General features: G+C 57.9%; 23 protein-coding genes. 7 read left to right on the forward strand and 16 right to left on the reverse strand.

All coding sequences use genetic code 11. From position 1 onward, the window contains the following. Window positions 1–19: 19 nt before the first annotated feature. The 12 genes from nei to AC1RKC_RS16375 all read right to left on the reverse strand — a co-directional run bounded on the left by nei (window position 20) and on the right by AC1RKC_RS16375 (window position 10,418). Window positions 20–811: an endonuclease VIII gene (nei, locus tag AC1RKC_RS16320; RefSeq protein WP_493092548.1), complete on the reverse strand. Its 792-nt coding sequence runs from the start codon at window positions 809–811 to the stop codon at window positions 20–22. Window positions 812–867: 56 nt separating this feature from the next. Then, complete coding sequence (gene pcp, locus AC1RKC_RS16325) at window positions 868–1,512, reverse strand: pyroglutamyl-peptidase I (protein ID WP_493092547.1); 645 nt, start codon at window positions 1,510–1,512, stop codon at window positions 868–870. Window positions 1,513–1,521: 9 nt separating this feature from the next. Beyond that, window positions 1,522–2,541 (reverse strand): DUF979 domain-containing protein, encoded by a 1,020-nt coding sequence (locus AC1RKC_RS16330; protein ID WP_046374264.1) that lies wholly within the window; start codon window positions 2,539–2,541, stop codon window positions 1,522–1,524. Then, window positions 2,538–3,269: a DUF969 domain-containing protein gene (locus AC1RKC_RS16335; RefSeq protein ID WP_020825666.1), complete on the reverse strand. Its 732-nt coding sequence runs from the start codon at window positions 3,267–3,269 to the stop codon at window positions 2,538–2,540. The genes AC1RKC_RS16330 and AC1RKC_RS16335 overlap by 4 nt, the downstream gene beginning before the upstream one ends. 171 nt (window positions 3,270–3,440) lie before the next feature. After that, window positions 3,441–4,178 (reverse strand): 5-oxoprolinase subunit PxpA, encoded by a 738-nt coding sequence (pxpA, locus tag AC1RKC_RS16340; RefSeq protein WP_493092546.1) that lies wholly within the window; start codon window positions 4,176–4,178, stop codon window positions 3,441–3,443. Then, window positions 4,168–5,100, reverse strand: coding sequence for a 5-oxoprolinase subunit PxpC (gene pxpC, locus AC1RKC_RS16345; RefSeq protein ID WP_116691002.1), 933 nt, complete (start codon window positions 5,098–5,100; stop codon window positions 4,168–4,170). Before pxpC ends, pxpA begins: the two co-directional genes overlap by 11 nt. Beyond that, the gene (gene pxpB, locus AC1RKC_RS16350) at window positions 5,094–5,750 is read right to left on the reverse strand and encodes a 5-oxoprolinase subunit PxpB (protein WP_261286640.1); all 657 of its coding nucleotides are present in this window, start codon (window positions 5,748–5,750) and stop codon (window positions 5,094–5,096) included. Before pxpB ends, pxpC begins: the two co-directional genes overlap by 7 nt. Before the next feature lie 152 nt (window positions 5,751–5,902). Then, window positions 5,903–6,646 (reverse strand): type 2 GTP cyclohydrolase I, encoded by a 744-nt coding sequence (locus AC1RKC_RS16355; protein ID WP_048759466.1) that lies wholly within the window; start codon window positions 6,644–6,646, stop codon window positions 5,903–5,905. 18 nt (window positions 6,647–6,664) lie between these two features. Next, complete coding sequence (locus tag AC1RKC_RS16360) at window positions 6,665–7,645, reverse strand: MBL fold metallo-hydrolase (RefSeq protein ID WP_493092545.1); 981 nt, start codon at window positions 7,643–7,645, stop codon at window positions 6,665–6,667. A 22-nt stretch (window positions 7,646–7,667) separates the two neighbouring features. Then, window positions 7,668–9,098 carry a deoxyribodipyrimidine photo-lyase gene (gene phrB, locus AC1RKC_RS16365; RefSeq protein ID WP_261138605.1) on the reverse strand — a complete coding sequence of 477 codons (1,431 nt, stop codon included), beginning with the start codon at window positions 9,096–9,098 and terminating at the stop codon, window positions 7,668–7,670. A 15-nt stretch (window positions 9,099–9,113) separates the two neighbouring features. Further along, complete coding sequence (locus AC1RKC_RS16370; protein WP_020825659.1) at window positions 9,114–10,067, reverse strand: YbgA family protein; 954 nt, start codon at window positions 10,065–10,067, stop codon at window positions 9,114–9,116. Window positions 10,068–10,211: 144 nt separating this feature from the next. Then, entirely contained in the window at window positions 10,212–10,418 is a 207-nt protein-coding gene (locus AC1RKC_RS16375; protein ID WP_020825658.1) for a YbfA family protein, read from the reverse strand. Between the two features lie 443 nt (window positions 10,419–10,861). Between AC1RKC_RS16375 and AC1RKC_RS16380 the strand changes: the two genes are divergently transcribed. The 6 genes from AC1RKC_RS16380 to kdpE all read left to right on the forward strand — a co-directional run bounded on the left by AC1RKC_RS16380 (window position 10,862) and on the right by kdpE (window position 19,056). Beyond that, window positions 10,862–10,951, forward strand: coding sequence for a K(+)-transporting ATPase subunit F (locus AC1RKC_RS16380; RefSeq protein WP_004949718.1), 90 nt, complete (start codon window positions 10,862–10,864; stop codon window positions 10,949–10,951). Further along, the gene (gene kdpA, locus AC1RKC_RS16385; RefSeq protein ID WP_020825657.1) at window positions 10,951–12,639 is read left to right on the forward strand and encodes a potassium-transporting ATPase subunit KdpA; all 1,689 of its coding nucleotides are present in this window, start codon (window positions 10,951–10,953) and stop codon (window positions 12,637–12,639) included. Before AC1RKC_RS16380 ends, kdpA begins: the two co-directional genes overlap by 1 nt. 156 nt (window positions 12,640–12,795) lie before the next feature. Continuing rightward, complete coding sequence (gene kdpB / locus AC1RKC_RS16390; protein WP_493092544.1) at window positions 12,796–14,865, forward strand: potassium-transporting ATPase subunit KdpB; 2,070 nt, start codon at window positions 12,796–12,798, stop codon at window positions 14,863–14,865. Window positions 14,866–14,884: 19 nt separating this feature from the next. Then, on the forward strand, window positions 14,885–15,454 hold the full coding sequence (gene kdpC / locus AC1RKC_RS16395; protein WP_493092543.1) for a potassium-transporting ATPase subunit KdpC: 570 nt from the start codon (window positions 14,885–14,887) through the stop codon (window positions 15,452–15,454). Between the two features lie 200 nt (window positions 15,455–15,654). Next, entirely contained in the window at window positions 15,655–18,348 is a 2,694-nt protein-coding gene (gene kdpD / locus AC1RKC_RS16400; RefSeq protein ID WP_261138610.1) for a two-component system sensor histidine kinase KdpD, read from the forward strand. Window positions 18,349–18,366: 18 nt separating this feature from the next. Then, the gene (gene kdpE / locus AC1RKC_RS16405; RefSeq protein WP_020825653.1) at window positions 18,367–19,056 is read left to right on the forward strand and encodes a two-component system response regulator KdpE; all 690 of its coding nucleotides are present in this window, start codon (window positions 18,367–18,369) and stop codon (window positions 19,054–19,056) included. Window positions 19,057–19,125: 69 nt separating this feature from the next. Here the strand turns inward: kdpE and AC1RKC_RS16410 are convergent, their stop codons facing one another. From AC1RKC_RS16410 to seqA, 4 genes are all read right to left on the reverse strand, one after another. After that, window positions 19,126–19,425 (reverse strand): DUF3861 domain-containing protein, encoded by a 300-nt coding sequence (locus tag AC1RKC_RS16410; protein ID WP_020825652.1) that lies wholly within the window; start codon window positions 19,423–19,425, stop codon window positions 19,126–19,128. After that, window positions 19,425–20,087, reverse strand: coding sequence for a PadR family transcriptional regulator (locus tag AC1RKC_RS16415; RefSeq protein ID WP_261135028.1), 663 nt, complete (start codon window positions 20,085–20,087; stop codon window positions 19,425–19,427). Before AC1RKC_RS16415 ends, AC1RKC_RS16410 begins: the two co-directional genes overlap by 1 nt. Before the next feature lie 187 nt (window positions 20,088–20,274). Beyond that, window positions 20,275–21,918 (reverse strand): phosphoglucomutase (alpha-D-glucose-1,6-bisphosphate-dependent), encoded by a 1,644-nt coding sequence (gene pgm / locus AC1RKC_RS16420; RefSeq protein WP_261138613.1) that lies wholly within the window; start codon window positions 21,916–21,918, stop codon window positions 20,275–20,277. Between the two features lie 77 nt (window positions 21,919–21,995). Continuing rightward, window positions 21,996–22,535 (reverse strand): replication initiation negative regulator SeqA, encoded by a 540-nt coding sequence (gene seqA / locus AC1RKC_RS16425; protein WP_116691007.1) that lies wholly within the window; start codon window positions 22,533–22,535, stop codon window positions 21,996–21,998. 309 nt (window positions 22,536–22,844) lie between these two features. Here seqA and ybfF point away from each other — a divergent pair, with 309 nt between their 5' ends. Then, a complete protein-coding gene (ybfF, locus tag AC1RKC_RS16430; RefSeq protein WP_371078353.1) occupies window positions 22,845–23,618 on the forward strand; it encodes an esterase in 774 nt (257 codons plus the stop codon). The last annotated feature ends 275 nt before the right edge of the window (window positions 23,619–23,893 follow it).

The raw sequence follows: 23,893 nt of genomic DNA on the forward strand, positions 1-23,893 counted from the left end.
GATGGGCGGCTTTTTTTTGCTATTTCTGACAGCCTGGACACCAATAAAACGGCCGCGACGACAACGAGGTACGGACGATCAACGCGCCGCAACGTTCACAGGGTTCACCGCTGCGGTGAAACACCTTGAAACTGAATAACGCGCCGTGATGACGGTTCTCATCCACCTGCCCGCGAGTCTGGTAAGACAGCCTCGGTACCGCCAGCAGGGCCTTTGCCAGCCGTTGCAAAGCCTCCGGAGACAGATCCTGCGGCTTATGCTGCGGTGCCAGTTCGGCCTGCCAGAGAATTTCGGCGCGCAGGTAATTGCCCAGCCCGGCGAGAAACGCCTGATCGAGCAACATGCCACCCAGTTGCCTGCGACGAAACCTCGGCGACAACAGTCGCTGTTCTACCGCGTTTTCCGTCAGCGTCATATCCAGCACGTCGGGGCCGATACGTTGCAAAAACGGATGCTGTTCAATTTCTTCGCGCGGCCCCAGGGTAATATCTGACGCGCTGTACAACAGAATTGCCCGCTCCGCCGTTTCCAGCCGTACGCGCAGACCCCGTTTGGTTTCCGGCGTTTCCCCCGCGTTCACCACCTTCCACACGCCATACAATTGGTTATGGCTATAAAGCGTCAGCCCATTGGAAAAGTGAGTCAGTAACGCCTTGCCGCGCGGTTCGATAGCAATGATCCGCTCACCGATTAACCGGTCGCGATAGTGTTTAAGCTGGGGAAAGGCAAAACCGACGTCGGTCAACGGCTGGTCGATCACCGCCGCCGCCAATGCATCTGCCGCCCGGCGAATCTCCGGTCCTTCCGGCATAGAATCACTCCTGAGTAGCCCCGACGCGACAAACCGCGCCGGGGTAAAAACGGCGATTAATGCGTCGCGCCGCCGACGACTTTCAAATCGTGTTCAACCTGCAGCGCAATGGAAACGGCCAATTCCAGTGCAAACAGGACCGTGGCTGCCGCCATGCTGGGGGCACCAGGATGGGCAGCAGCCTGCTCCGGTAGATAAGGGATATGAATGAACCCGCCCTTGATCGCCTGCTGTTTGCTCAAACGGTGCAACAAGCCGTACATCACATGGTTGCAAACGTAGGTGCCGGCCGTTTGCGATACCGAAGCAGGGATACCCGCTTCACGCATCGCCTCGACCATAGCCTTGACGGGCAAGGTACTGAAATAAGCCGCAGGCCCCTTTTCAACGATAGGCTCGTCTATCGGCTGCTGCCCCTGATTATCCGGAATACGCGCATCGTCGATATTGATTGCCACGCGTTCCAGCGTAATGTCAGTCCGTCCACCGGCCTGGCCGATAGCTAACACCATCACTGGCTGCACGTCATCAATCGCCTCATTGAGCGCTTCCAGCGCCGCGCCGAATACGCAAGGCAGCTGGCGCGCAATAATGCGCGCGCCGGAAAGCTCCATATCATTGAGTTGCTTTACCACTTCCCACGAAGGATTAACGCGCTCGCCGCCAAAGGGCTCAAAGCCCGTGATCAATACCTTTTGCATGCGTTCTCCTTAAAGGAACATCAGGAAATAAAGCAGGAACACGTTCACCAGCAGCAGCAGCACCCCGGTCGGTACCTGAGCCTTGATCACCGCATTCTTGTCCGGCAATTCCAGCAACGCCGCCGGTACAATATTAAAGTTAGCAGCCATTGGCGTCATCAGCGTGCCGCAATAGCCGGAAAACATGCCGATGGCCGCCATCACCGCCGGGTTACCACCGTGTTGCAGCACCAGGATCGGAATACCGATACCGGCGGTGACGATAGGAAAAGCGGCAAAGGCGTTACCCATCACCATAGTCAACAGTGCCATACCGATGGCATAAACCGCCACCGCGATAAAGCGGTTATCCACCGCCAGATACTCTTGAGTCAGATGAGAGATGGCGGTACCGACGCCTGCGGTGGTAAACAGCAGGCCCAGCGTGGCGAGGATTTGCGGCAAAATAAACGCCCAACCGATGGAGTCCAGCAGGCGGCGCGCTTCCTGAATCGGCTGCAGCGCTTTCTCATGGGTCATTTTCACCGCAATGACCAACCCCAGCAAACAACCGACGGTCATCGAGAACAGAGTAATCAAGGTTGCGTGGTTACCGCTGCCGAATACTGCCGTTTGCAATGCCGGAATATTGTTGAACAGCAGCACGCCAATCACCGTCACCACCGGGATGGCCAGTGCCGGAATAAACAGCCGGTTACCCAGACGTTTCGCGCTCTCTTCGCGCTGCTGTGGGGTACGTTGATGATAGCTACCTAGACGCACACCGCCAAAGCCGGCGATCAACGCCATCACCACGACCACCACGCCGACGATAATATGCAGCATGCGTTTTTCGTTGCTGCCCTCCCCCAGCACGTCGCCCAACAGGCTATAGGTCCAGTCGCCAACCAGGAACACCACACCGTACAACGCCCAGAACAAACCGGTGGTAATACGCCGCGGGTTGGCGCGATCGCGGAACGACATCACGGCGACAATCAGCAGCACCACGCCAGCCAGCCAATAGAGATATTGTTGTTGGAAAGTCATTGGGCATCTCCTTTGGCCTGCAGTGCCGCCTGATTAAGCTGCGACAATTCAGCACTGAGCTGCTTATCCATCCGGTAAAGTCGAAACGCATGGATCAGGAAGGCGAAGATAGCGGTGGGAATGCCCCACAAGGCGATATGCAGCGGCTCGGTCTGGATACCGCCGGATTCCAGCATAAAGTTGTGCATGAAGATGATCGCGCCGAAGGCCACAAAAATGTCTTCGCCAAAGAATAACCCGACGTTATCCGTCGCGGCAGACATGGCACGCAGGCGGTGACGCGTACGCTCCGGCAGCTCACCGTAACGGTTTTCCGCAGCCCCTTCCGCCATGGGTGCCAGCAGCGGACGCACCATTTGCGGGTGCCCGCCCAGGCTGGTCAGCCCCATGGCGGCAGTAATTTCACGCACGAACAGATAGACGATCAACAAACGTCCAGCGGTGGCGCTTTTGATCTTGGCGATCCATGCCTGTGCACGCTCTTTCAAACCGTGGCGTTCCAGCAAACCGATCACCGCCAACGGCAGCAGCAGGATCAGCGGCAGGTTACGGGTATTCAAGAAGCCCTCACCGAGTTTTTCCAGGATCACATCCAGCGGCATCAATGCCGCCAGCCCGGTGATAATGCCGGCGACAATCACCACCAGCACGGGGTTAAAGCGTAAAACAAACCCGACCACGATGGCGGCAATGCCAATCAGTGGCCATAAGTTAACAACCTGTTCCATAGCGCCTTCCTTTTCCCCCTCGTCTTTCAAGCCACAGCGTTGTTAGCTGCATGGGCAAACGCCAGTCACTTACTTAAGTAAGCTCCTGGAGATTTCCCCCCTTGCTGCCTGGCGGTGACTCGAAATCCATTGGGTATTATTGTGTTGTGTGTTGTGTATATTTAATTATTTTTATTCTGCGCTGACGTTAATGCCTTCCACGGCAAAACGTTGGCGCAGCGTGCGCGCGTATTCCAGCGCATGTTCACCGTCGCCATGCAGGCAGACGGTTTCGGCCCGAACGGCGGCCCAGGTGCCGTCCAGAGTTCGCACCCGATGATGGCGTACCATTTCTAGCGTTTGCGCCAGCGCCAGTTCGTCGCTGGTAATCAAAGCCCCTGGCTGGCCCCGTGGTACCAGCGTGCCATCGGCCTGATAACCGCGATCGGCAAAGACCTCTTGTCGCGTCGCCAAACCTTGCTTTTCACCGGCGCGGATCAGTTCGCTGCCCGCCAGCCCCACCAGGCGCAAAGCCGGATCGACTGCTTTAACCGCGCGGGCAATGGCTTCCGCCAGCGCCGGCTCCACGGCCGCCTGGTTGTACAACATGCCGTGTGGCTTCACGTGCACCATTACCCCGCCTTCTGCACGGGCGATCGCCGCCAGCGCACCGAGTTGATACACCACCTGCGCATACACCGTTTCCGGCGGCAACTGCATGCGGGTACGACCAAAGTTCTCGCGATCGGGAAAACTCGGATGCGCGCCAATCGCCACGCCGTACTGCAGCGCCCAACGCACCGACTGGCGCATGGTTTGCGCATCTCCGGCGTGAAAACCGCAGGCGATATTGGCCGAACTGACCAATTGCAGCAGCGTCTGATCGTTAGCGCAGCCCTCGCCAAGATCGGCATTCAAATCAACGTTCATCTAACCCCCAGGCAATCTGTTGGATAAAGTGCTCCTGTTCGGCCTTGGCGCGCTGCGCCTGGGCCAGGGTACAGGGTACAAAGTGGATAGCTTCGCCCAGACGGATTTGCGCCAAATGATAGAGATCGGCTTCGATCACGCAGGCAATGCGCGGGTAACCACCGGTAGTTTGAGCATCGGCCATCAACACGATAGGCTGACCGTTATGCGGCACCTGCACCACGCCCGGCAACAGGCCATGCGACAACATTTCGCGTTCGGTGGTACGGTTCAGCGCGCTGCTGCCGTGCAAACGGTAGCCCATGCGGTTGCTCTGCGGGCTCAGTTGCCAGGCAGTACGCCAGAAAGACTCTTTCGCCTCTTCGCTGAATTCGTCATATTCCGGCCCCGGCAGGGCCCGGATACGGTTGTTGAACAACAGTTGTTTCACGCCGGTGCTTTGCTTTTGCAATTCGCGCCCCGCTCCCAACGGCAGGCAGTCGCCATCTCGCAGGTTACGCCCTTCCAGCCCGCCAAAAGCGGCTTTGTTGTCGGTGCTGCGTGAACCGAGTATTTCCGGCACGGCGATGCCACCGTCTATCGCCAGATAACTGCGCATGCCACGTTTTGGCATTTTCAACATCAGCTGTTGGCCCGCACTGACCTGATAACGCCAGCCGGTCCACAGCGGCTTGCCGTCCAGTTGCGCATCACAACCGGCGCCGGTCAGCGCGATCCAGCCTGGCCGGGTAAATTCGGCGCTAAATTGCCCGAGGGTGATTTCCAGCCCGGCGGCATTCGTATCGTTACCCACCAGCAGGTTGGCGATCCTCAACGCGGGTTCGTCGAGCGCGCCGCCCTGGCTGACGCCCAGACGACGGAAACCGTTACGGCCCAAATCCTGCACCGTGGTGTAAATGCCCGCACGCAGGATCTTCAGCATACGCCCTCCTTCTGTGGCACAAACCGCACGCTGTCGCCAGGGCGCAGCAGGGTGGGCGGCATTTCATAGGGATTAAACAGCGCCAGAGGTGTACGGCCGATTAACTGCCAGCCGCCGGGCGTCACCAGCGGATAAATACCGGTCTGACTGCCACCGATACCCACGGAGCCGGCAGCCACCGACAGGCGCGGTTCGGCACGGCGCGGCGTTGCCAACTTGTCCGGCATGCCGCCCATGTAGGAGAAACCAGGTTGAAAACCAAGGAAATAGACTACGTAATCCGCAGAGGAGTGGCACTCCACTACCTGCTGCGGAGTCATGCCGGTGTGGCGCGCGACCTCATCCAGATCGGGCCCGTCCTGGCCGCCGTAGATCACCGGAATATCCACCTGACGTGATTCCGGCACCAGGATCTCCTCGCTGTCCCATCCCTGTTGCAACAGCGCTAACATCTTTTCGGCGTCGGCCTGCGGCGTCTTCAGCAACAGCGTAAGGTTGTTCATGCCGGGCACCACTTCGCGCACGTCGGGATGATGATTCAGCTTTTCGGCCAGCGCCCAAATCCGCTGCTGGCTTGGCAGCGTCACCGGCGGCGACAGTTCAAGCACTACCGCGCGTTCACCTAACAGGTAACATCGTGCTCGTTGCACCCTTTTCTCCTTATTATTATCGCGATGAAAACACATCAGTTATGCGCGACAGCGCTCCGGCTGTCAATAGAACAACCTTCGAGAAAATAAGGGATTAGGCTATTAAAAGGATTCAGCCTCGGTATAAACCGGGCTGGATCCTCGGAGGGAAATCAGGCGGGATTCGGGATATCGATAAAGGTCACATCAAAACCATGCTGCTCGGCCAGCCATTCACCCAGCGCCTTGACGCCACCGCGTTCAGTGGCATGATGCCCGGCGGCAAAAAAGTGAATGCCCATTTCACGCGCGCTGTGAATGGTTTGCTCAGAAACCTCTCCGGTAATGAAAGCATCGACGCCAAATCGCGCGGCGCTGTCGATAAAGCCCTGACCGCCACCGGTGCACCAGGCCACACGGCGGATATGCGCCGGGGCGTTATCACCACAGTGCAGAACGGCCCGTCCGAGGCGGCTCTCAATACGTTGCTGCAGTTCAACGCCGGTCAGCGGCTGCTCGAATTCGCCATGCGGCACTAGTGGCTCCACTTCGCCAATCACCCGAATGCCAAGTTGATGCGCCAGCTGCGCGTTGTTGCCCAACACCGGATGCGCGTCCAGCGGCAGGTGATAAGCGTAAAGATTGATATCATTGCTCAACAGCGTTTTCAGCCGATTGCGCTTCATGCCACGTACCGAGGGTGCCTCGTTTTTCCAGAAATAGCCGTGATGTACCACAACGGCGTCGGCCTGGTGTTCCACCGCCGCATCCAGCAGCGCCTGACAGGCGGTAACGCCGGTAACGATACGCTGCACATGGGGCCGCCCTTCCACCTGCAACCCATTAGGGCCGTAATCCTGAAACGCGACGGTATTCAGTTCGGTGTTGATCAACTTTTCAAGATCGAGGTTACGCATAAAAATTCTCTCTTCAATTCAAAATGTCTGGCGGTCACCCTGTTCCATCAGGATAAATTTCACGCCCAGATCGTTGCCCTGTTCCAACTGTTGCTTGATGGTCGCCCGCACATCTTGGCCTTGCTTCAGGCTGGGTTTGATATGGCTGATCACCACCGGGAAATCCTTCAGCGATTCTTCTCCCCCACTGTACTGGGTCAAATTTTTCAACTCTTTCAACAACCATGCCGGCGTCAGGTGCCCGTAGAGATTTTTATCTTCAACCTCGTTGGGATAGGAGCTTTCGATGATCATGCCTTTCAGCTTTTTCTGCTCGATGAGCGGCCCCAACACGCGCCAGGCGCCGTCCAGATTGCGCGACTGCTCAAGCGCATCCGGGCCGGTATCGCCGAAATAGGCGAAAGAGCCGCTGCGATCGGAGACCAGCAGCATCGAAGAAGGATACCGATCGTGGCTGAGCGGATACATTACGCCGCTCAAACCGGTCACGCCCAGGGTCACACGCTGCTGCGGGCGCACGGTTTGCAGCCGGTAAGTCCCCAACCGCGATCCGTTGCCGGAATCGGTGAAGTTGGGCCAGGCCTTCCAGTTAAAGTAATGATTGCGCAGGGTCAGAATGGTATCGGCCTGGGCATAGATATTCTTCTTGCTGTCCTCCGGCGAACCGATTATCAACCCCGCCACGTGGTCCAGATGACCATGGCTGATAAAGTAAGCGCCGATCAGTTGGCGGAATACATAACCCTGCGGAGTATAAGGCGCCGCCAGTTCAGGGGTCACCTGCGGGAAACTCCCCTTCTCCAGCCCTTTAGCAATACCCGGTAACAACGAGCCGGCATCCAGCGCCAGATACTGCGGTTGGTTGTCGCTGCGGATCAGATAAGAGGTCAGATTGCCGTCGCTAACGCCGCCATCCACGCCCAGCGCCACCACGTCAAAACCGGCCAGCGCCAGGGCTGAATAGCCGCTCAGGCACAGGGCCAGCACCTTTTTCATCATTATTTCGCTCCTTGCTGTTGCCTTAATATTCCCCGCGCTTCGCCGCCTCAAAGGCCGCCAGCGTTTCCAGCCGCGCCTGCTTGTGGTCGACAATCGGCAGCGGATAATCCAGCACGCGCTGCTGTTGTTCTGCCCAGCGATGGGGTTGATGGATAGCATTGTCCGGTACATCCGCCAGCTCGGGCAACCATTTACGGATAAAAGTGCCTTGCGGATCAAAACGTTCGCCCTGAGTAGTCGGGTTAAAAATGCGGAAATACGGCGCGGCGTCGGTACCGGTGGAGGCCGCCCACTGCCAACCGCCGTTGTTGGCCGCCAGATCGCCGTCCAGCAGTTGCGACATGAAATAGCGCTCACCTTCGCGCCAGTCGATCAGTAAGTCTTTCACCAGAAAACTGGCGCTGATCATGCGTAACCGGTTATGCATCCAGCCGGTTTTATTCAATTGGCGCATAGCGGCATCAACGATCGGATAGCCGGTGGCGCCCTGCTGCCAGGCCTGCAGCAGCTCACGGTCGTTCCGCCAGCGTACCTTATCCGTCCAATCGATAAAGGGACGGTGCTTGCATAACGCAGGATAGGCCACCATCAAATGCCGATAAAACTCGCGCCAGATCAGTTCATTCAGCCAGCCAAAAGCGCCGCCGTCGGGATTTTCCAGCACCTGTGGGCATTCAGCACGCAGGCGGTTAAAGCATTGGCGCGGTGACAACACGCCAATCGCCAAATAGGGCGACAGGCCGCTGGTACCATCAATGGCCGGCAGATCGCGCTGCTGAAGATAGTCTTGCACCTGCTCCCGGCAAAAAGAACGTAATCGCTGCAAAGCCGCCTCTTCCCCGCTTGGAAAATCCCCGGTCGGCTCTGCCGGTGGATAATCGAACGCCTCGGGTACCGCAGGGGTGGGCAGTGCGCCACCAGCTCGCGGTTTAGGTGCGGGAACAGAGCGGATGTCGGATTCGGTCAGACGCTGGATAAAGGCTTTACGAAAAGGCGTATAGACCTTGTACATTTCACCGCCGCCGGTTTGCACGCTCCCCGGCGGCAGCAGCAGGCTGTCGTCGAAACTCTGGCAAATCACCTGCCCGACTAAACGCTGTTCCAGCCGTTGATCGCGCTGGCGCTCGTTGATTTCGTACTGGCGATTGTAAAACAGCGCATCCACCCGCTCCTGTGTGCAGTACGCCACCAGCCAATCCACTGCAGCTGAGAAGTCGTCGCATTGGTGATAGCTAAGGGGAATGCCGCGCTCGGCAAGGGCCTGCTGCACCTGCAGCAAACCCGCATGGATAAACGCCGCCTGACGTGGCGCCATTTGGTGCTGCTGCCATTGTTGCGGCGTGGCGATAAACACCGCCAGCACCCGAGCTTCGGGATCGCTACAGGCGGCGTGCAGGGCTTTGTTGTCGGTGATACGCAAATCGTTACGCAACCAGACCAGATGCGTGGTCATAAAACTCCTTGTCAATCAGTGGCCATAACGCAGGCGCAGCGCCTCGGGATAGGGCTCGAAATAGCGTTGGTCGGCCAGATAACGATCGGGGTATTCGGCCATGTAATGTTTGAGCAGGGTTATCGGTGCCAACAACGGCTGCACCCCCTGCCGATAACGATCGATCAACTGCGCCAGTTCCTGGCGCTGCGCTGAGCTCAGATGATTGCGGAAATAGCCCTGCACATGCATCAATACGTTGGTGTGGTTACGACGGGTAGCCTTGTGCGCCAGCAGTTTCATCAGGCGACTGCGGTATTCGAGGGTGAAGGCTTCCAGCGAATCCCATTTATCGATGCCCGCCACAAAACGCCCAAGCTCCCGGTATTCCTGCTGCGAATGCGCCAACAGCGACAGCTTATAGCGACTGTGAAAGGCGATCAGGCCGCCGCGGCTCAGGCCTTTACGCCACAGCATGTTTAACTCATACAGCGCATAAACGCGTTCGACAAAGTTTTCCCGCAGTGTGGCGTCGTTCAGCCGCCCGTCCTCCTCCACCGGCAGCCAGGGCATTTGCCGCAGTAGCTCGGCGGTGAACAATCCGACGCCACTTTTACGCGCGCCGCTACCGTTCTCATCATACAGACGGACCCGCTCCATGCCGCAGCTTGGCGAGTTGGCGCAAACAATGTAGCCGCACAGGTGCTGCAAAGCGGCGATTCGCTGCTCGGAAAACTGCTGCATGCGCTCGGTTACGTCAATGCTATCGTCATTGCTGTGGCGCAGTGCCACATGATGTTGTTTTTTGATCAACCGCAGCGCCGGGCGCGGGGTCGGTAAACCGATGGCCATTTCCGGGCAAATCGGCTCAAACCGCACAAAAGGGGCCAGTTGTTCCACCGCAAAGGCCAGCCGTTTATGGCCGCCGTCAAAACGCACCGTCTCGCCAAGCAGGCAAGCGCTGATACCGACTGGAATTTTGTCACTCATTGATAGGCTCCCGCAGCGTTGGATGTGACTAAAAGTGTAGAAGAATTCGCGCTATGACACGAACGCTATCGACACCATGCCCGAACCGCAGCCATAAAAAAACCCCCGCTGGAAAGCGAGGGTTTTCTTTGGGGCAAGCTGCGATCAGTAGAAATCGCAGGACGCCAGTTCCGCCTGTTGCAGCCAGACCGGCTTATCGCTGGTTTTTGACCAGACGCGGTGCAAATAGCTGTAAAAACGGGCGCGGTCGCTGCGGAACAGCATTACCGGTAAAGCCAACACACCTGCCAGGATCACTGCGCTGCGGCGCAGGAGAATCCGATGCAATGAATAAGCGTGATAAGTAGACATGCGAACCTCCTCAAAAACGCCTGGCCGTTGATTTACTGCGAAACAGCGCTGGCGTAAACAATAGAAACAAGACCATTTGGTAACTGGACAAAATTTTAGCGCAATTGATGAAAGTTTACTACTCATCCGACCACTGAATCGCACAAAAAATCGCAAATAATTCGCCTAATCCGTAATTTTGTTACATCAAGGTTAATAATTAACTAACCATTGGTTACATTGTGGTTATTTACGCCCTGTTTACGCAAACCTTCATCTTCACGCCCCCAAACAGGAGTCTAATCGCGCTACGCCCCCCAAAATCGAGGCTAAAAAGCCATTTTCTGCTGTAATTTCAGCCATTTTTATACTTTTTTTACACCGGCCAACGCTATTTTTTCATCTTCTTTCTACCGCCCTCTCTACACTCGCTCTATCAAAAACTACACCTCTGGAGGTGTCCCGTGAGTATCAGCGTTATTGGTGGTGCGCTGTTGGTTCTGCTGCTGTTGGGCTATCTGGTTTATGCCCTGTTCAATGCGGAGGATTTCTGATGGCAGCTTCAGCCTTTTTATTGATTGCCAGCTTCCTGCTGGTGCTTCTGCTGCTGGCGCGACCGCTGGGCGGTTTCCTGGCACGCCTGATTGAAGGAGAGCCGCTGCCGGCGCTGCGTCGGCTGGAAGCCGGCATTTGGCGTTGCTGTGGCACAACCCCCGCCGAAATGAACTGGTGGCAATACGCACTGGCGATCCTGTGGTTTAACCTGCTCGGTCTGGTGCTGCTGTTCGCGTTGCTGATGGCACAAGGCTCGCTGCCGCTTAACCCACAGGGCTTCCCCGGCCTGTCCTGGGATCTGGCGTTCAATACCGCGGTCAGCTTTGTCACCAACACCAACTGGCAAGCCTACAGCGGTGAAAGCACTCTCAGCTATCTCAGCCAAATGGCCGGCCTGGCGGTGCAGAACTTCCTGTCCGCCGCGACCGGTATCGCCGTGGCCTTCGCGTTGATCCGCGCCTTCACCCGTCGTTCCAGCGCCACTATCGGCAACGCCTGGATCGATATGTTCCGCGTAACGCTGTATGTGCTGCTGCCGATTTCGCTGTTGATCGCTTTGTTCTTCGTCAGCCAGGGCACGCTGCAAAACTTCCTGCCCTACCTGCACATCAACACGCTGGAAGGCGCGCAGCAGACGCTGCCGATGGGGCCTGTGGCCTCTCAGGAAGCGATCAAGATGCTCGGCACCAATGGCGGCGGTTTCTTCGGCGCCAACTCGGCTCACCCGTTCGAAAACCCGACCGTGCTGACCAACTTTGTGCAAATGCTGGCGATCTTCCTGATCCCCTGCGCGTTGTGTTTTGCTTTCGGTCAGGTTGCCGGTGAAAACCGCCAGGGCCACGCGCTGATCTGGGCGATGGCGCTGATCTTCGTGGTTGCCGTGGTGGTGGTGATGTTCGCCGAACTGGCGGGTAACCCTCATCTGGGCGAATTGGGCAGTGCCAGCAACATCAATATGGAAGGCAAGGAGTCGCGCTTTGGCATTCTCGCCACCAGCCTGTTCTCGGTGGTGACCACCGCGGCGTCCTGCGGTGCGGTCAATGCGATGCATGACTCCTTCACCGCGCTGGGCGGCATGGTGCCGATGTGGCTGATGCAGATTGGCGAAGTGGTGTTTGGCGGTGTGGGCTCGGGCCTGTACGGCATGCTGTTGTTCGTCCTGCTGACGGTGTTTATTGCCGGGCTGATGATCGGGCGCACACCGGAATACCTGGGCAAAAAGATTGACGTCTACGACATGAAAATGACCGCTCTGGCGATCCTGGTCACGCCGACGCTGGTGCTGTTGGGCACGGCGCTGGCCATCGCCACCGACGCCGGTCGTGCAGGCATCCTTAACCCGGGCGCGCACGGCTTCAGCGAAGTGCTGTATGCGCTGTCTTCCGCCGCCAACAATAACGGTAGCGCCTTTGCCGGCCTGAGCGTCAATACGCCGTTCTATAACCTGCTGCTGGCCTTCGCCATGTTCGTCGGCCGCTTTGGGGTGATCCTGCCGGTGCTGGCCATTGCCGGTTCGCTGTGTGCGAAGAAACGTCAGCCAGCGGGCAACGGTACTCTGCCAACCTACGGGCCGCTGTTTATCGGTCTGCTGATCGGCACCGTGCTGCTGGTGGGCGCATTGACCTTCGTACCGGCGCTGGCGCTGGGACCGGTGGCCGAACATTTGCAACTTTGGCTGGCCAAATAACAGGCGCATTCCCGTCGCCTTTCGAGCCGCAGCGTTGTTACCTGGCACTCGCTCACCCCAGTTACTTACTCAAGTAAGCGCCTGGGGATGAGCGAGTTGGGTGCCTAGCTGCAACTCGAAATCCATAGGGAATGAAATAAAGAGAGAGATTAAGAGATGACTCGCAAACAACGTGCGCTGTTTGAACCGGCACTGGTCCGTACCGCGCTGATCGATGCGCTGAAAAAGCTGGATCCACGCACCCAGTGGCGTAACCCGGTGATGTTCGTGGTGTATATAGGCAGCATCCTGACTACGGCCATCTGGCTGGCGATCCTCACCGGACAGACCGACGGCAGCGCGGCTTTCACCGGCAGTATCGCGCTGTGGCTGTGGTTCACCGTGCTGTTCGCCAACTTTGCCGAAGCGCTGGCCGAAGGGCGCAGCAAAGCCCAGGCGGAAAGCCTGAGGGGCACCAAGAAAACCAGTTGGGCGAAAAAATTGTCCGCGCCGCGCCGTGATGGTGCCACCGAGAAAGTGTCAGCCGAAAGCCTGCGTAAGGGTGACATCGTACTGGTGGAAGCCGGCGATACCATCCCCTGCGACGGCGAAGTGCTGGAAGGTGGCGCCTCCGTGGACGAAAGCGCCATTACCGGCGAATCTGCCCCGGTGATCCGCGAATCCGGCGGTGACTTCTCGTCGGTGACCGGCGGTACCCGCGTGCTGTCCGACTGGCTGGTGGTGCAGTGCAGCGTTAACCCGGGCGAAACCTTCCTCGACAGGATGATCGCCATGGTGGAAGGCGCCAAACGGCGTAAAACCCCGAACGAAGTAGCGTTGACCATTCTGCTGGTCGCACTGACCATCGTGTTCGTGCTGGCGACCGCGACGCTGTTTCCGTTCTCGCAGTACAGCGTGGACGCCGCCAACGGCGGTTCGGTAGTCACCATTACCGTGCTGGTGGCGCTGCTGGTCTGCCTGATCCCTACCACCATCGGCGGGTTACTGTCGGCCATTGGCGTGGCCGGGATGAGCCGAATGCTGGGGGCCAACGTGATCGCCACCAGCGGGCGCGCGGTGGAAGCCGCTGGTGACGTTGATGTGCTGCTGCTGGACAAAACCGGCACCATTACGCTGGGTAACCGTCAGGCCTCCGAGTTCTTGCCTGCGCCGGGCGTGAAGGAGCAAGATCTGGCCGACGCGGCCCAACTGTCATCCCTGGCGGACGAAACGCCGGAAGGCCGTAGCATCGTGGTGCTGGCGAAGCAACGCTTCAACCTGCGCGAACGTGACCTGCAGGCGCTGAACGCCACTTTCGTGCCCTTCTCCGCCCAAACGCGCATGAGCGGCGTCAACGTGCAGGACCGCATGATACGCAAAGGGGCGGTGGACGCCATTCGTCGTCACGTGGAGTCCAATCAGGGCCACTTCCCGCAGGCGGTAGACGAACTGGTCGCCAGCGTGGCGCGCACTGGCGGCACACCGCTGGTGGTAGCAGAAGGCCCGCGCGTATTGGGCGTGGTAGCGCTGAAGGATATCGTCAAGGGCGGCATTAAAGAGCGTTTCGCCGAGCTGCGTAAAATGGGCATCAAAACGGTGATGATCACCGGTGATAACCCACTGACCGCCGCCGCGATCGCCGCCGAAGCCGGGGTAGATGACTTCCTGTCGGAAGCGACACCGGAAGCCAAGCTGGCGTTGATTCGCCAATATCAGGCGGAAGGCCGCCTGGTGGCGATGACCGGTGACGGCACCAATGATGCCCCAGCGCTGGCTCAGGCTGATGTGGCGGTGGCGATGAACTCAGGCACTCAGGCCGCCAAAGAGGCGGGCAACATGGTCGATCTGGACTCTAACCCGACCAAGTTGATTGAAGTGGTGCACATCGGCAAACAAATGCTGATGACGCGCGGTTCACTGACCACGTTCAGCATCGCCAACGACGTGGCCAAGTATTTCGCCATTATCCCGGCGGCGTTTGCGGCAACCTATCCGCAGCTTAACGCCCTGAACGTGATGCATTTGCACTCCCCAGCCTCCGCCATTATGTCGGCGGTGATCTTCAACGCCCTGGTGATCGTATTCCTGATCCCGCTGGCGCTGAAAGGGGTGAGCTATAAACCGATGAGCGCCGCTGCACTGCTGCGACGCAACCTGTGGCTCTATGGCGTGGGCGGTCTGTTGGTGCCTTTTGTCGGCATCAAGCTGATCGACCTGATCCTGGTCGCCTTGCACGTCGCCGGTTAATCATTGAGAGGAAATGAAAATGTCTTATTTACGCCCTTCGTTGGTAATGTTGATCCTGCTGACGTTGATTACCGGTATCGCCTACCCGTTGCTGACGACCGGAATTTCGCAGCTGCTGTTTTCCGGCGCGGCCAACGGTTCGCTGCTGTATCAGGGCGATAAGGTGGTCGGCTCCGCGTTAATCGGCCAAAACTTTACCAAACCCGAGTATTTCTGGGGCCGCCCTTCTGCCACCGGCGATTCGGCCTATAATGCGATGGCGTCCGCCGGCAGCAACCTGGCCGCCACCAACCCGGCGCTGGATAAAGCCATCGCCGAGCGTGCCGCGCAATTACGTCTGGCCAACCCGACGATGAAGGGCCCGATCCCGGTCGATCTGCTGACGGCTTCGGGGAGCGGACTGGATCCGCAGATCTCTCTCGCGGCGGCGCAATATCAACTGGCCCGGGTTGCGGCGGCGCGCCAACTACCGCCGGAGCAAATCGCCAAGCTGATTGATCAAAGCACCGATCAGGCCACCCCCAACTTTATGGGCGAGTCGGTGGTAAACGTGCTGAAATTGAACCTGGCGCTCGACGCATTGAAATAATCCGTTGCGTGTTAAAGGATAAGTATCGGGTTAGGCGTGCCGAACCCGATATATATACCCAAAATAATTCGAGTTGCTTGTAGGCGGCAACTGAGTGAATCCCCAGGAGCTTACTCAAGATCGTTCCTGGGGTGAGTGAAGGCAGCCAACACCCAAGCAGCTTGCAGTATGACGGGTACATTGCTGCAAAAGGAACTCCGATGGTGGATGAGGAACAACAACGCCCTGACCCTGACAGCCTGCTGGCGCTGGCCAATGAAAAGCCCCGCGGCCGGTTGAAGGTTTTCTTCGGCGCCTGTGCCGGGGTGGGCAAAACCTACGCCATGCTGCAGGAAGCCCAGCGGCTGCGCAGCCAGGGGTTGGACGTGCTGGTCGGCGTGGTGGAAACCCATGGCCGCAGCGAAACCGCAGCGCTGCTGAACGGCTTGGATCTGCTGGCGCAAAAACGCATCCAGCATCGCGGACGCTTAGTGCAGGAATTTGATCTCGATGCCGCGCTGGCACGCCACCCGGCACTGATCCTGATGGATGAGCTGGCGCACAGTAACGCCTACGGTTCGCGCCATCCGAAGCGCTGGCAGGATGTGGAAGAGCTGTTGGACGCCGGTATCGACGTGCTGACCACCGTCAATGTCCAACATCTGGAAAGCCTGAACGACGTGGTCGGCGGCGTGACCGGCGTGCGGGTACGTGAAACGGTGCCCGATCACGTGTTCGACGAGGCCACCGAGGTGGTGCTGGTTGACCTGCCGCCAGACGATCTTCGTCAGCGATTAAATGAAGGCAAGGTGTACATTCCCGGCCAGGCCGAGCGCGCCATCGAGCACTTTTTCCGCAAGGGCAATCTGATCGCGCTGCGCGAACTGGCGCTGCGCCGCACCGCCGACCGCGTTGATGACCAGATGCGCGCCTTTCGCGATACTCAGGGCCGCGAGCGCGTATGGCACACTCGCGACAGCATTTTGCTGTGCGTGGGGCATAGCAGCGGCAATGAGAAACTGGTGCGTATCGCGGCGCGGCTGGCGGCCCGATTGGGTTGCCACTGGCACGCGGTATATGTAGAAACACCGAAACTGCACCGTTTGCCGGAGAATCAACGCCGGGCGATCCTGCGGGCGCTGCGGCTGGCGCAGGAGTTGGGGGCTGAAACCGCTACCCTGTCTGAACCTTATGAAGAACGTGCGGTGTTGCGCTATGCCCGCGAACATAACTTGGGCAAAATCATTATCGGCCGCCGCAGCGAACAACGCTGGAAACTGCGCGGCAGCTTTGCCGATCGTCTCGGTCGCCTGGGACCCGATCTGGATCTGGTGATCGTCGCGCTGGAAAACGACACCCCAGTGCCGCAGGGGAAAGAACATGATGGCCGCAACTTTACCGAAAAATGGCGCATGCAATTGCGCGGCTGCGCCGTGGCCGTTGCACTCTGCGCCCTGATCACCCTGCTCTCCCAATGGTTGTTGCCGGGCTTTGACCAGGCCAACCTGGTGATGGTGTATCTGCTCGGGGTGGCGATCGTCGCGCTGTTCTTCGGCCGTTGGCCCTCGGTACTGGCGGCGGTGATTAACGTCGCCAGCTTTGATCTGTTTTTCGTCCAGCCTGAATGGTCGTTTGCCGTCAGCGATATGCAGTATCTGCTGACCTTCGGCGTCATGCTGATCGTCGGTATCACCATCGGCAATCTGACCGCCGGCGTGCGTTATCAGGCGCGAGTGGCCCGTTATCGCGAGCAAAGAGCTCGGCACCTGTATGAAATATCTCGTGGGCTGAGCCAGGCGCTGACCACCGAAGATATCGCCAAAACCAGCCGCCACTTCCTTTCCAGCAGCTTCCAGGCCAAAACTGTCCTGCTGCTGCCGCAGGAAGACGGCAAGCTGCAGCAAATGGTTGGCGAAACGGGCGGGCTGCTGTCGGTGGATGAGGCTATCGCCCGTTGGAGTTTCGACAAGGGCATGCCGGCTGGCGCCGGTACCGACACCTTGCCTGGCGTGCCTTATCAACTGCTCCCGCTCACCACGTCGAAACAAACCTTCGGCCTGCTGGCTATCGAACCCAGTAACCTGCGCCAACTGATGGTGCCGGAACAACAGCGGCTGCTGCAAACCTTTGCGGTGCTAATCGCCAGCGCGCTGGAACGATTGCATCTGGCGCGCAGCGCCGAGGAAGCCAAACTGGACGCCGAACGGGAACAGCTGCGCAACTCGCTGCTGGCGGCGCTGTCCCACGATTTGCGCACACCGCTGACGGTGCTGTTCGGCCAGGCGGAAATTCTGACGCTCGATCTGGCCGCGGAAGGCTCCAACCATGCACCGCAGGCCAGTCAGATCCGCCAGCAGGTATTGAGCACCACCCGGCTGGTGAACAACCTGCTGGATATGGCACGCATTCAATCCGGTGGCTTTAATCTGCGAAAAGAGTGGCAGTCGCTGGAGGAGATCGTCGGCGCTTCGCTGCACATGCTGGAACCGCTGATGACCCAACACCAGATCAAGGTTGAGCTGCCGCCGGAGCTGATATTGGTTAATTGCGACGGCAGCCTGCTGGAGCGGGTTTTCACTAACCTGTTGGAAAATGCCAATAAATACGCCGGTATCGATGCTACTATCGGCATTCGCGCCCATACGCTGCCCGACTGGTTGGAAGTCGAAGTCTGGGACGATGGCCCAGGCATTCCTGAAGGGAAAAAACAGCTTATCTTCGATAAGTTTTCCCGCGGCAATAAAGAATCGGCCATTCCCGGCGTAGGTTTGGGGTTAGCGATTTGCCGTGCCATTATTGAAGTGCACGGCGGCCGCATTTGGGCGGAAAACGGCGCTAACGGCGGTGCCAGCTTCCGCTTTGTGCTGCCGCTGGAAAAACCGCCGGAAATAGACAGCGAAGCCTTTGATCTCTAACCAACTCCAGGGAGCCTTGTGAGCAGCACGCCAACCAATATTCTGATTGTCGAAGATGAGAAAGAGATCCGGCGCTTCGTCCGTACCGCGCTCGAAAGTGAGGGGCTACGGGTGTTTGAAAGCGAAACGCTGCAGCGCGGGCTGATTGAAGCCGGCACGCGCAAGCCGGATCTGATTATTCTCGATTTAGGGTTGCCGGACGGTGACGGGCTTAACTATATCCGCGATCTACGCCAGTGGAGCGCCATTCCGGTGATTGTGCTGTCGGCGCGTAATGCCGAAGAAGACAAAATTGCCGCGCTGGATGCCGGGGCGGATGACTATCTCAGCAAGCCGTTTGGCATCGGCGAACTGCTGGCCCGCGTGCGAGTTGCCTTGCGCCGCCATTCAGGCAGCCTGCAGGAGAGTCCGTTGGTCAGCTTTTCCGAAATCACCGTCGATCTGATCAACCGCCGGGTATTGCGCCAGGGTGAAGATCTGCATCTGACACCGATAGAGTTTCGCCTGCTGGCCGAACTGCTGGCCAACTCCGGCAAGGTAATCACCCAGCGTCAGCTATTAAGCCACGTCTGGGGACCGAACTACGTCGAACACAGCCACTATCTGCGAATTTATATGGGGCATCTGCGGCAAAAACTGGAAGCCGATCCGGCCCGGCCAAAACACTTGCTGACCGAAACCGGCGTCGGTTACCGCTTTATGCCATGAGGTGAAACGGCGCAGCATACGGTTAAGCTGATGCAAAATTCGATTAAACGGGTGCAGCATGTGGCACCCCTACACGTTTTGGCCTTTCTTCAGCCCCACCATAAATTCTTTGAACGCCTCGCGCAGCGGGGCAAACACCGGGTGCTTGCGGTTTTCGATCATCACTTCAGAGAACAGCTTCAAGCCGACGGCGAAGGCCGCGCTGTTATTCTCGCCAAAGTTCAGATCTTCGCGCGCTTTGATGCGCTCAACGATGCCAAGAATATCGTCGTGGTTTTCCACCTCAAAACTCAGTGGCGTTTTCTCAACGGGCTCGCCTTGGCGATCGCTCAGGGCTTCAACGGTAATGCGGAAACGGTGGCCAGGCATCAGTTGTTTTCCTTATCTGTATCTGTTGGAGCAATGTTCATTTCACTTTCAATTGCCGCCACCGCGGTGAGCAGCGCCGCATTGATGCGTTCGACCTGCTGTGGCGAAAGATCGGCGCGCATCACATTGCCACGCAACAAACTGCGCAGGCGGTTCATGGCGTCGGAGATGCCTTCCGCCAGATTGCCATGATGATGGTGGCCGCGACCGGCACCGGCCAAACGGGCCAGGATCACATCGACGACGGCCTGGTGTTTTTGTAATTCACTCTGGCCCAGCTCGGTGATCTGATAGCTTTTACGGCCGTTGCCGCTGGTGATCGGCTCGAGGAAATCCTGCTCTTCCAGCAGCGTCAGGGTCGGGTAAATCACCCCTGGGCTTGGCACATAGAGACCGGAAGACGCCTCGTCGATCGCCTTGATCAGTTCGTAACCGTGGCTCGGTTTACGCGCCACCAGCGCCAGCAGCACCAGCCGCAGATCGCCGTGTTCAAACATGCGGTGACGGCCGCCACGACCGCCGCGCCCTCCCCGGCCATGCTCTTCACCATGGTCGTCGCCAAAATGATGGCGACCGCCACGACGACGATGGTGATGTTCGTGCTCTTCTTCGCTGTCATGGCGGCAGCCGTGACGACGGTGTAAATCTAAACGGTGAAACATAGTCTGTACCTCGCATTGGATAATCAGTTGACGAGGTGATTTAGATATATCTAAGTCACTTCGATATATCTAATCTAGATCGATATATCTAAATGCGCAAGAGGGGAAGAATGAAAAAGATATATCTAAATTGCAGACATAAAAAAAGCGCTGTTTTTACAGCGCTTTTTTTCAAGGGAGAGAGGCCTTACTTGGCAGAAGCCAGCACTTCGCTGACGATTTCTACCGCTTCGTGCTCGATCTTTTCACGGTGCTCAGCACCGAGGAAGCTCTCACAGTAAATCTTGTAGGCTTCTTCGGTACCAGAAGGACGTGCCGCGAACCAGCCGTTGTCGGTCATCACTTTCAGGCCACCAATCGATGCGCCGTTGCCCGGTGCCGCCGTCAAACGTGCGGTAATAGGATCACCCGCCAGAGTATCGGCCTTGACCATTTCCGGTGACAACTTGGACAACGCCGCTTTCTGCGCAGAAGTTGCCGGTGCCTGAATGCGGTTGTAGCTCGGGGCACCAAAACGCTTGGCCAGGTCTTCGTAGTGATGCTGCGGATTTTCGCCGGTCACTGCGGTGATTTCCGCCGCCAACAGGCACATGATGATACCGTCTTTATCAGTAGACCACGGGGTAGCATTGAAACGCAGGAACGAAGCCCCTGCGCTCTCTTCGCCGCCAAAGCCCAGCCTACCGTCATGCAGGCCATCAACGAACCATTTGAAGCCCACCGGCACTTCCACCAGCTTGCGGCCCAAATCAGCTACCACGCGGTCAATCATCGCGCTGGAAACCAGCGTCTTGCCTACCGCTACGTTAGCACTCCACTGTGGACGATGCTGGAACAGATAGTTGATGGCAACCGCCAGATAATGGTTCGGGTTCATCAGCCCCGCAGGCGTAACTATGCCGTGGCGGTCGTAATCCGGATCGTTGGCAAACGCCAGGTCGAACTTGTCGCGCAGCGCCAGCAGGCCACCCATCGCCGGTTCTGAAGAGCAGTCCATACGGATCACACCGTCGTGGTCCAGGTGCATAAAGCGGAAGGTCTGATCGATAGCATCGTTCACCAGCGTCAGATCCAGCTTGTAATGCTCGGCGATACGCTGCCAGTAGGCGATGCCGGAACCGCCGAGTGGATCGACGCCCAGCTTCAGGCCGGCACGCTGAATCGCAGGCATATCAACCACGTCCACCAGCCCTTCAACATATGGCTGCACCAGGTCCTGTGCATGCACACGGCCGCTGGCCCAGGCCTTATCCAGCGATTGACGCTGAACGCCTTTCAGCTGCAGAGACAGCAATTCATTGGCGCGCTTTTCAATCACCGAGGTCAGATTGGTGTCCGCCGGGCCGCCGTTGGTCGGGTTATATTTGATGCCGCCATCTTCAGGCGGATTGTGGGACGGGGTGATCACGATGCCGTCGGCCAATGCCCCACCGTTACGGTTGTGGCACAGGATGGCATGGGAGACCGCAGGCGTTGGCGTGAAGCCGTTATTTTCCTGCACGATCACATCAACGCCGTTGGCGCTCAGCACTTCCAGCACTGAAATGAAGGCAGGCTCCGACAGCGCATGGGTGTCTTTGCCCACATAGCATGGACCGGTCACACCCTGCTGATGACGCACTTCGGCAATCGCCTGCGCGATAGCGAGAATGTGGGCTTCGTTAAAGCTGTGGCGCAGCGCACTGCCGCGATGGCCTGAAGTCCCGAACTTGACCGCGTGTGCGGCGTTGCCCGCTTCCGGTTGCAGTACATAGTACTGCGACGTCAGCTGGGCTACGTTGATCAAATCGCTTTGCTGAGCCGGCTGCCCGGCACGTGGGTTATTCGCCATCGACATATCTCCCTAATCCCTGTCCTGCGGCCTGGCAATATGTCGCTCACGGCCACCATGACGGGCTGTTCGCTAAATTAGATAGTGCCGCAAACTTTTTCAGTCAGTTCCGTCGGGAACTGCATAGCCTGCATGATGTGTTCAACCATGCTGCGTTTGCGACCGGTATTGGTATTGGTGATCACCCAGTAAGGCGTGCCCGGAACGTGCTTTGGCTTGGTGTGCGTTCCGTTCGCCAACAGGGTTTGCTGATCGCCGGCAAAATAGGTACGGGTACGGCCATGCAACGCATCGGTGGCGCTGGCAAAGCCGGCCGCATCGAGGGTATACAGGGTAGAAAGTACCAGCATAAAACGGTTTACCGCTTTGCTCTGTTCGGCGTACTCATCCGACAACAACAGTTCACGCACGGCACGCACGCGATCGCGCGGGCGCGATGCGGCAACGATTTTTTCCTGTTCTGCGCTCTGTGCGCTGGCGGCCGGCGCTGCACGTAACGGCTGGCCTGCGGTAAATTTCAACATACGGCGCAAAATATCGGACGCGCTCTCACCAATATGTTGCGTGTGGCTGGCAATATAGCGGTAGAGCTCTTCGTCGACTTCAATAGTTTTCATCTTTATCCAGTACTGTTTTTTTCTACTTAGAACCTGAAGCCAGATCCGGCATTCAAGCCATGGGATTATATGGTTAAAAGCGCAGAGGCGAACATAACAATGTGCCCCAATGCGGCAAAAGCAGACTAATACCTATAGCCCGCCGGACACCGGCGCTGCCAAACCTGCACCTTATCATGAAAAATCCACGTTTTATCCTATGGATTTTAAGTTGCAGCAAGTACAGCGAACAACGCTGCCGCTTGAAAGGCGACGGGTTTATTCATCGAGTGTTTTAATCATGATAACCTAATCTGAATCTCTCTCAGTATGAACTTCGCCATGAAATTACATTATCAACTGCTGGCCACCGAGTCCGATACACTGCCGGTGATCCTGATCCACGGGCTGTTTGGCAATTTGGACAACCTGGGCGTGCTGGCGCGCGACCTGAACCAGCAGCACAGCGTAGTTAAAGTCGATCTGCGCAACCACGGCCTGTCACCGCGTTCTGAGGTCATGACCTACCCGGAGATGGCGCAGGATCTGCTGACGTTGCTGGACGATTTGCAGTTGGAGAAGGTCATTGTCATTGGCCACTCGATGGGCGGCAAAGCGGCCATGGCGCTGACGGCAATCGCCCCGCAGCGCGTGGAGAAGCTGATCATCATTGACGTTGCGCCGGTGGACTATCAAACGCGCCGCCACGACGAAATTTTTGTCGCGTTGCAGGCGGTAAGCGCCGCGGGCATTACCCAACGCCAGCAGGCGGCGGAATTGATGCGCGGCTACCTGAATGAGGAAGGCGTGATCCAGTTCCTGCTGAAATCCTTCCACCAGGGCGAATGGCGTTTCAATCTGCCGGTGCTGATCGAAGAGTACGAGAACATCACCGGCTGGCAGGAAGTGCCGGCCTGGCCTCACCCGACGCTGTTTATCCGCGGCGGCCTGTCGCCTTACGTGCAGGACAGCTATCGCGAAGATATTGCCCGTCAATTCCCGCAGGCTCGCGCTCACGTCGTTGCCGGTACCGGACACTGGGTTCATGCGGAAAAACCGGAGGCGGTGTTGCGCGCCATTCACCGCTTTCTCGGCGAAGCCTGAGTCGCGCCAGGCCCGACAAATGGGCCGTTTCTCTCCCAAAGTCACCATCTGATGAAAAAACGCGCTAAAGATAACGGCTTAGCGCGTTTTCGGCTCAGTTAAGCATTGTCGTCGCTCTACCTGCTGGGGTAATATGGCGCGCTATAATTTTGCCGCCGTGCCGAGCGTGTTCGCTAACGTCAGGCTGGGGTGAATTTGGGTTAGGGTTTATTGGCCCGAAGTGTGTTAACCGAACCGTCCGGAAGCGTGTAAGCGCTTTTTGATGCAAACTCCCT

Source organism: Serratia sp. GW822-FHT06E05 (assembly GCF_058799445.1).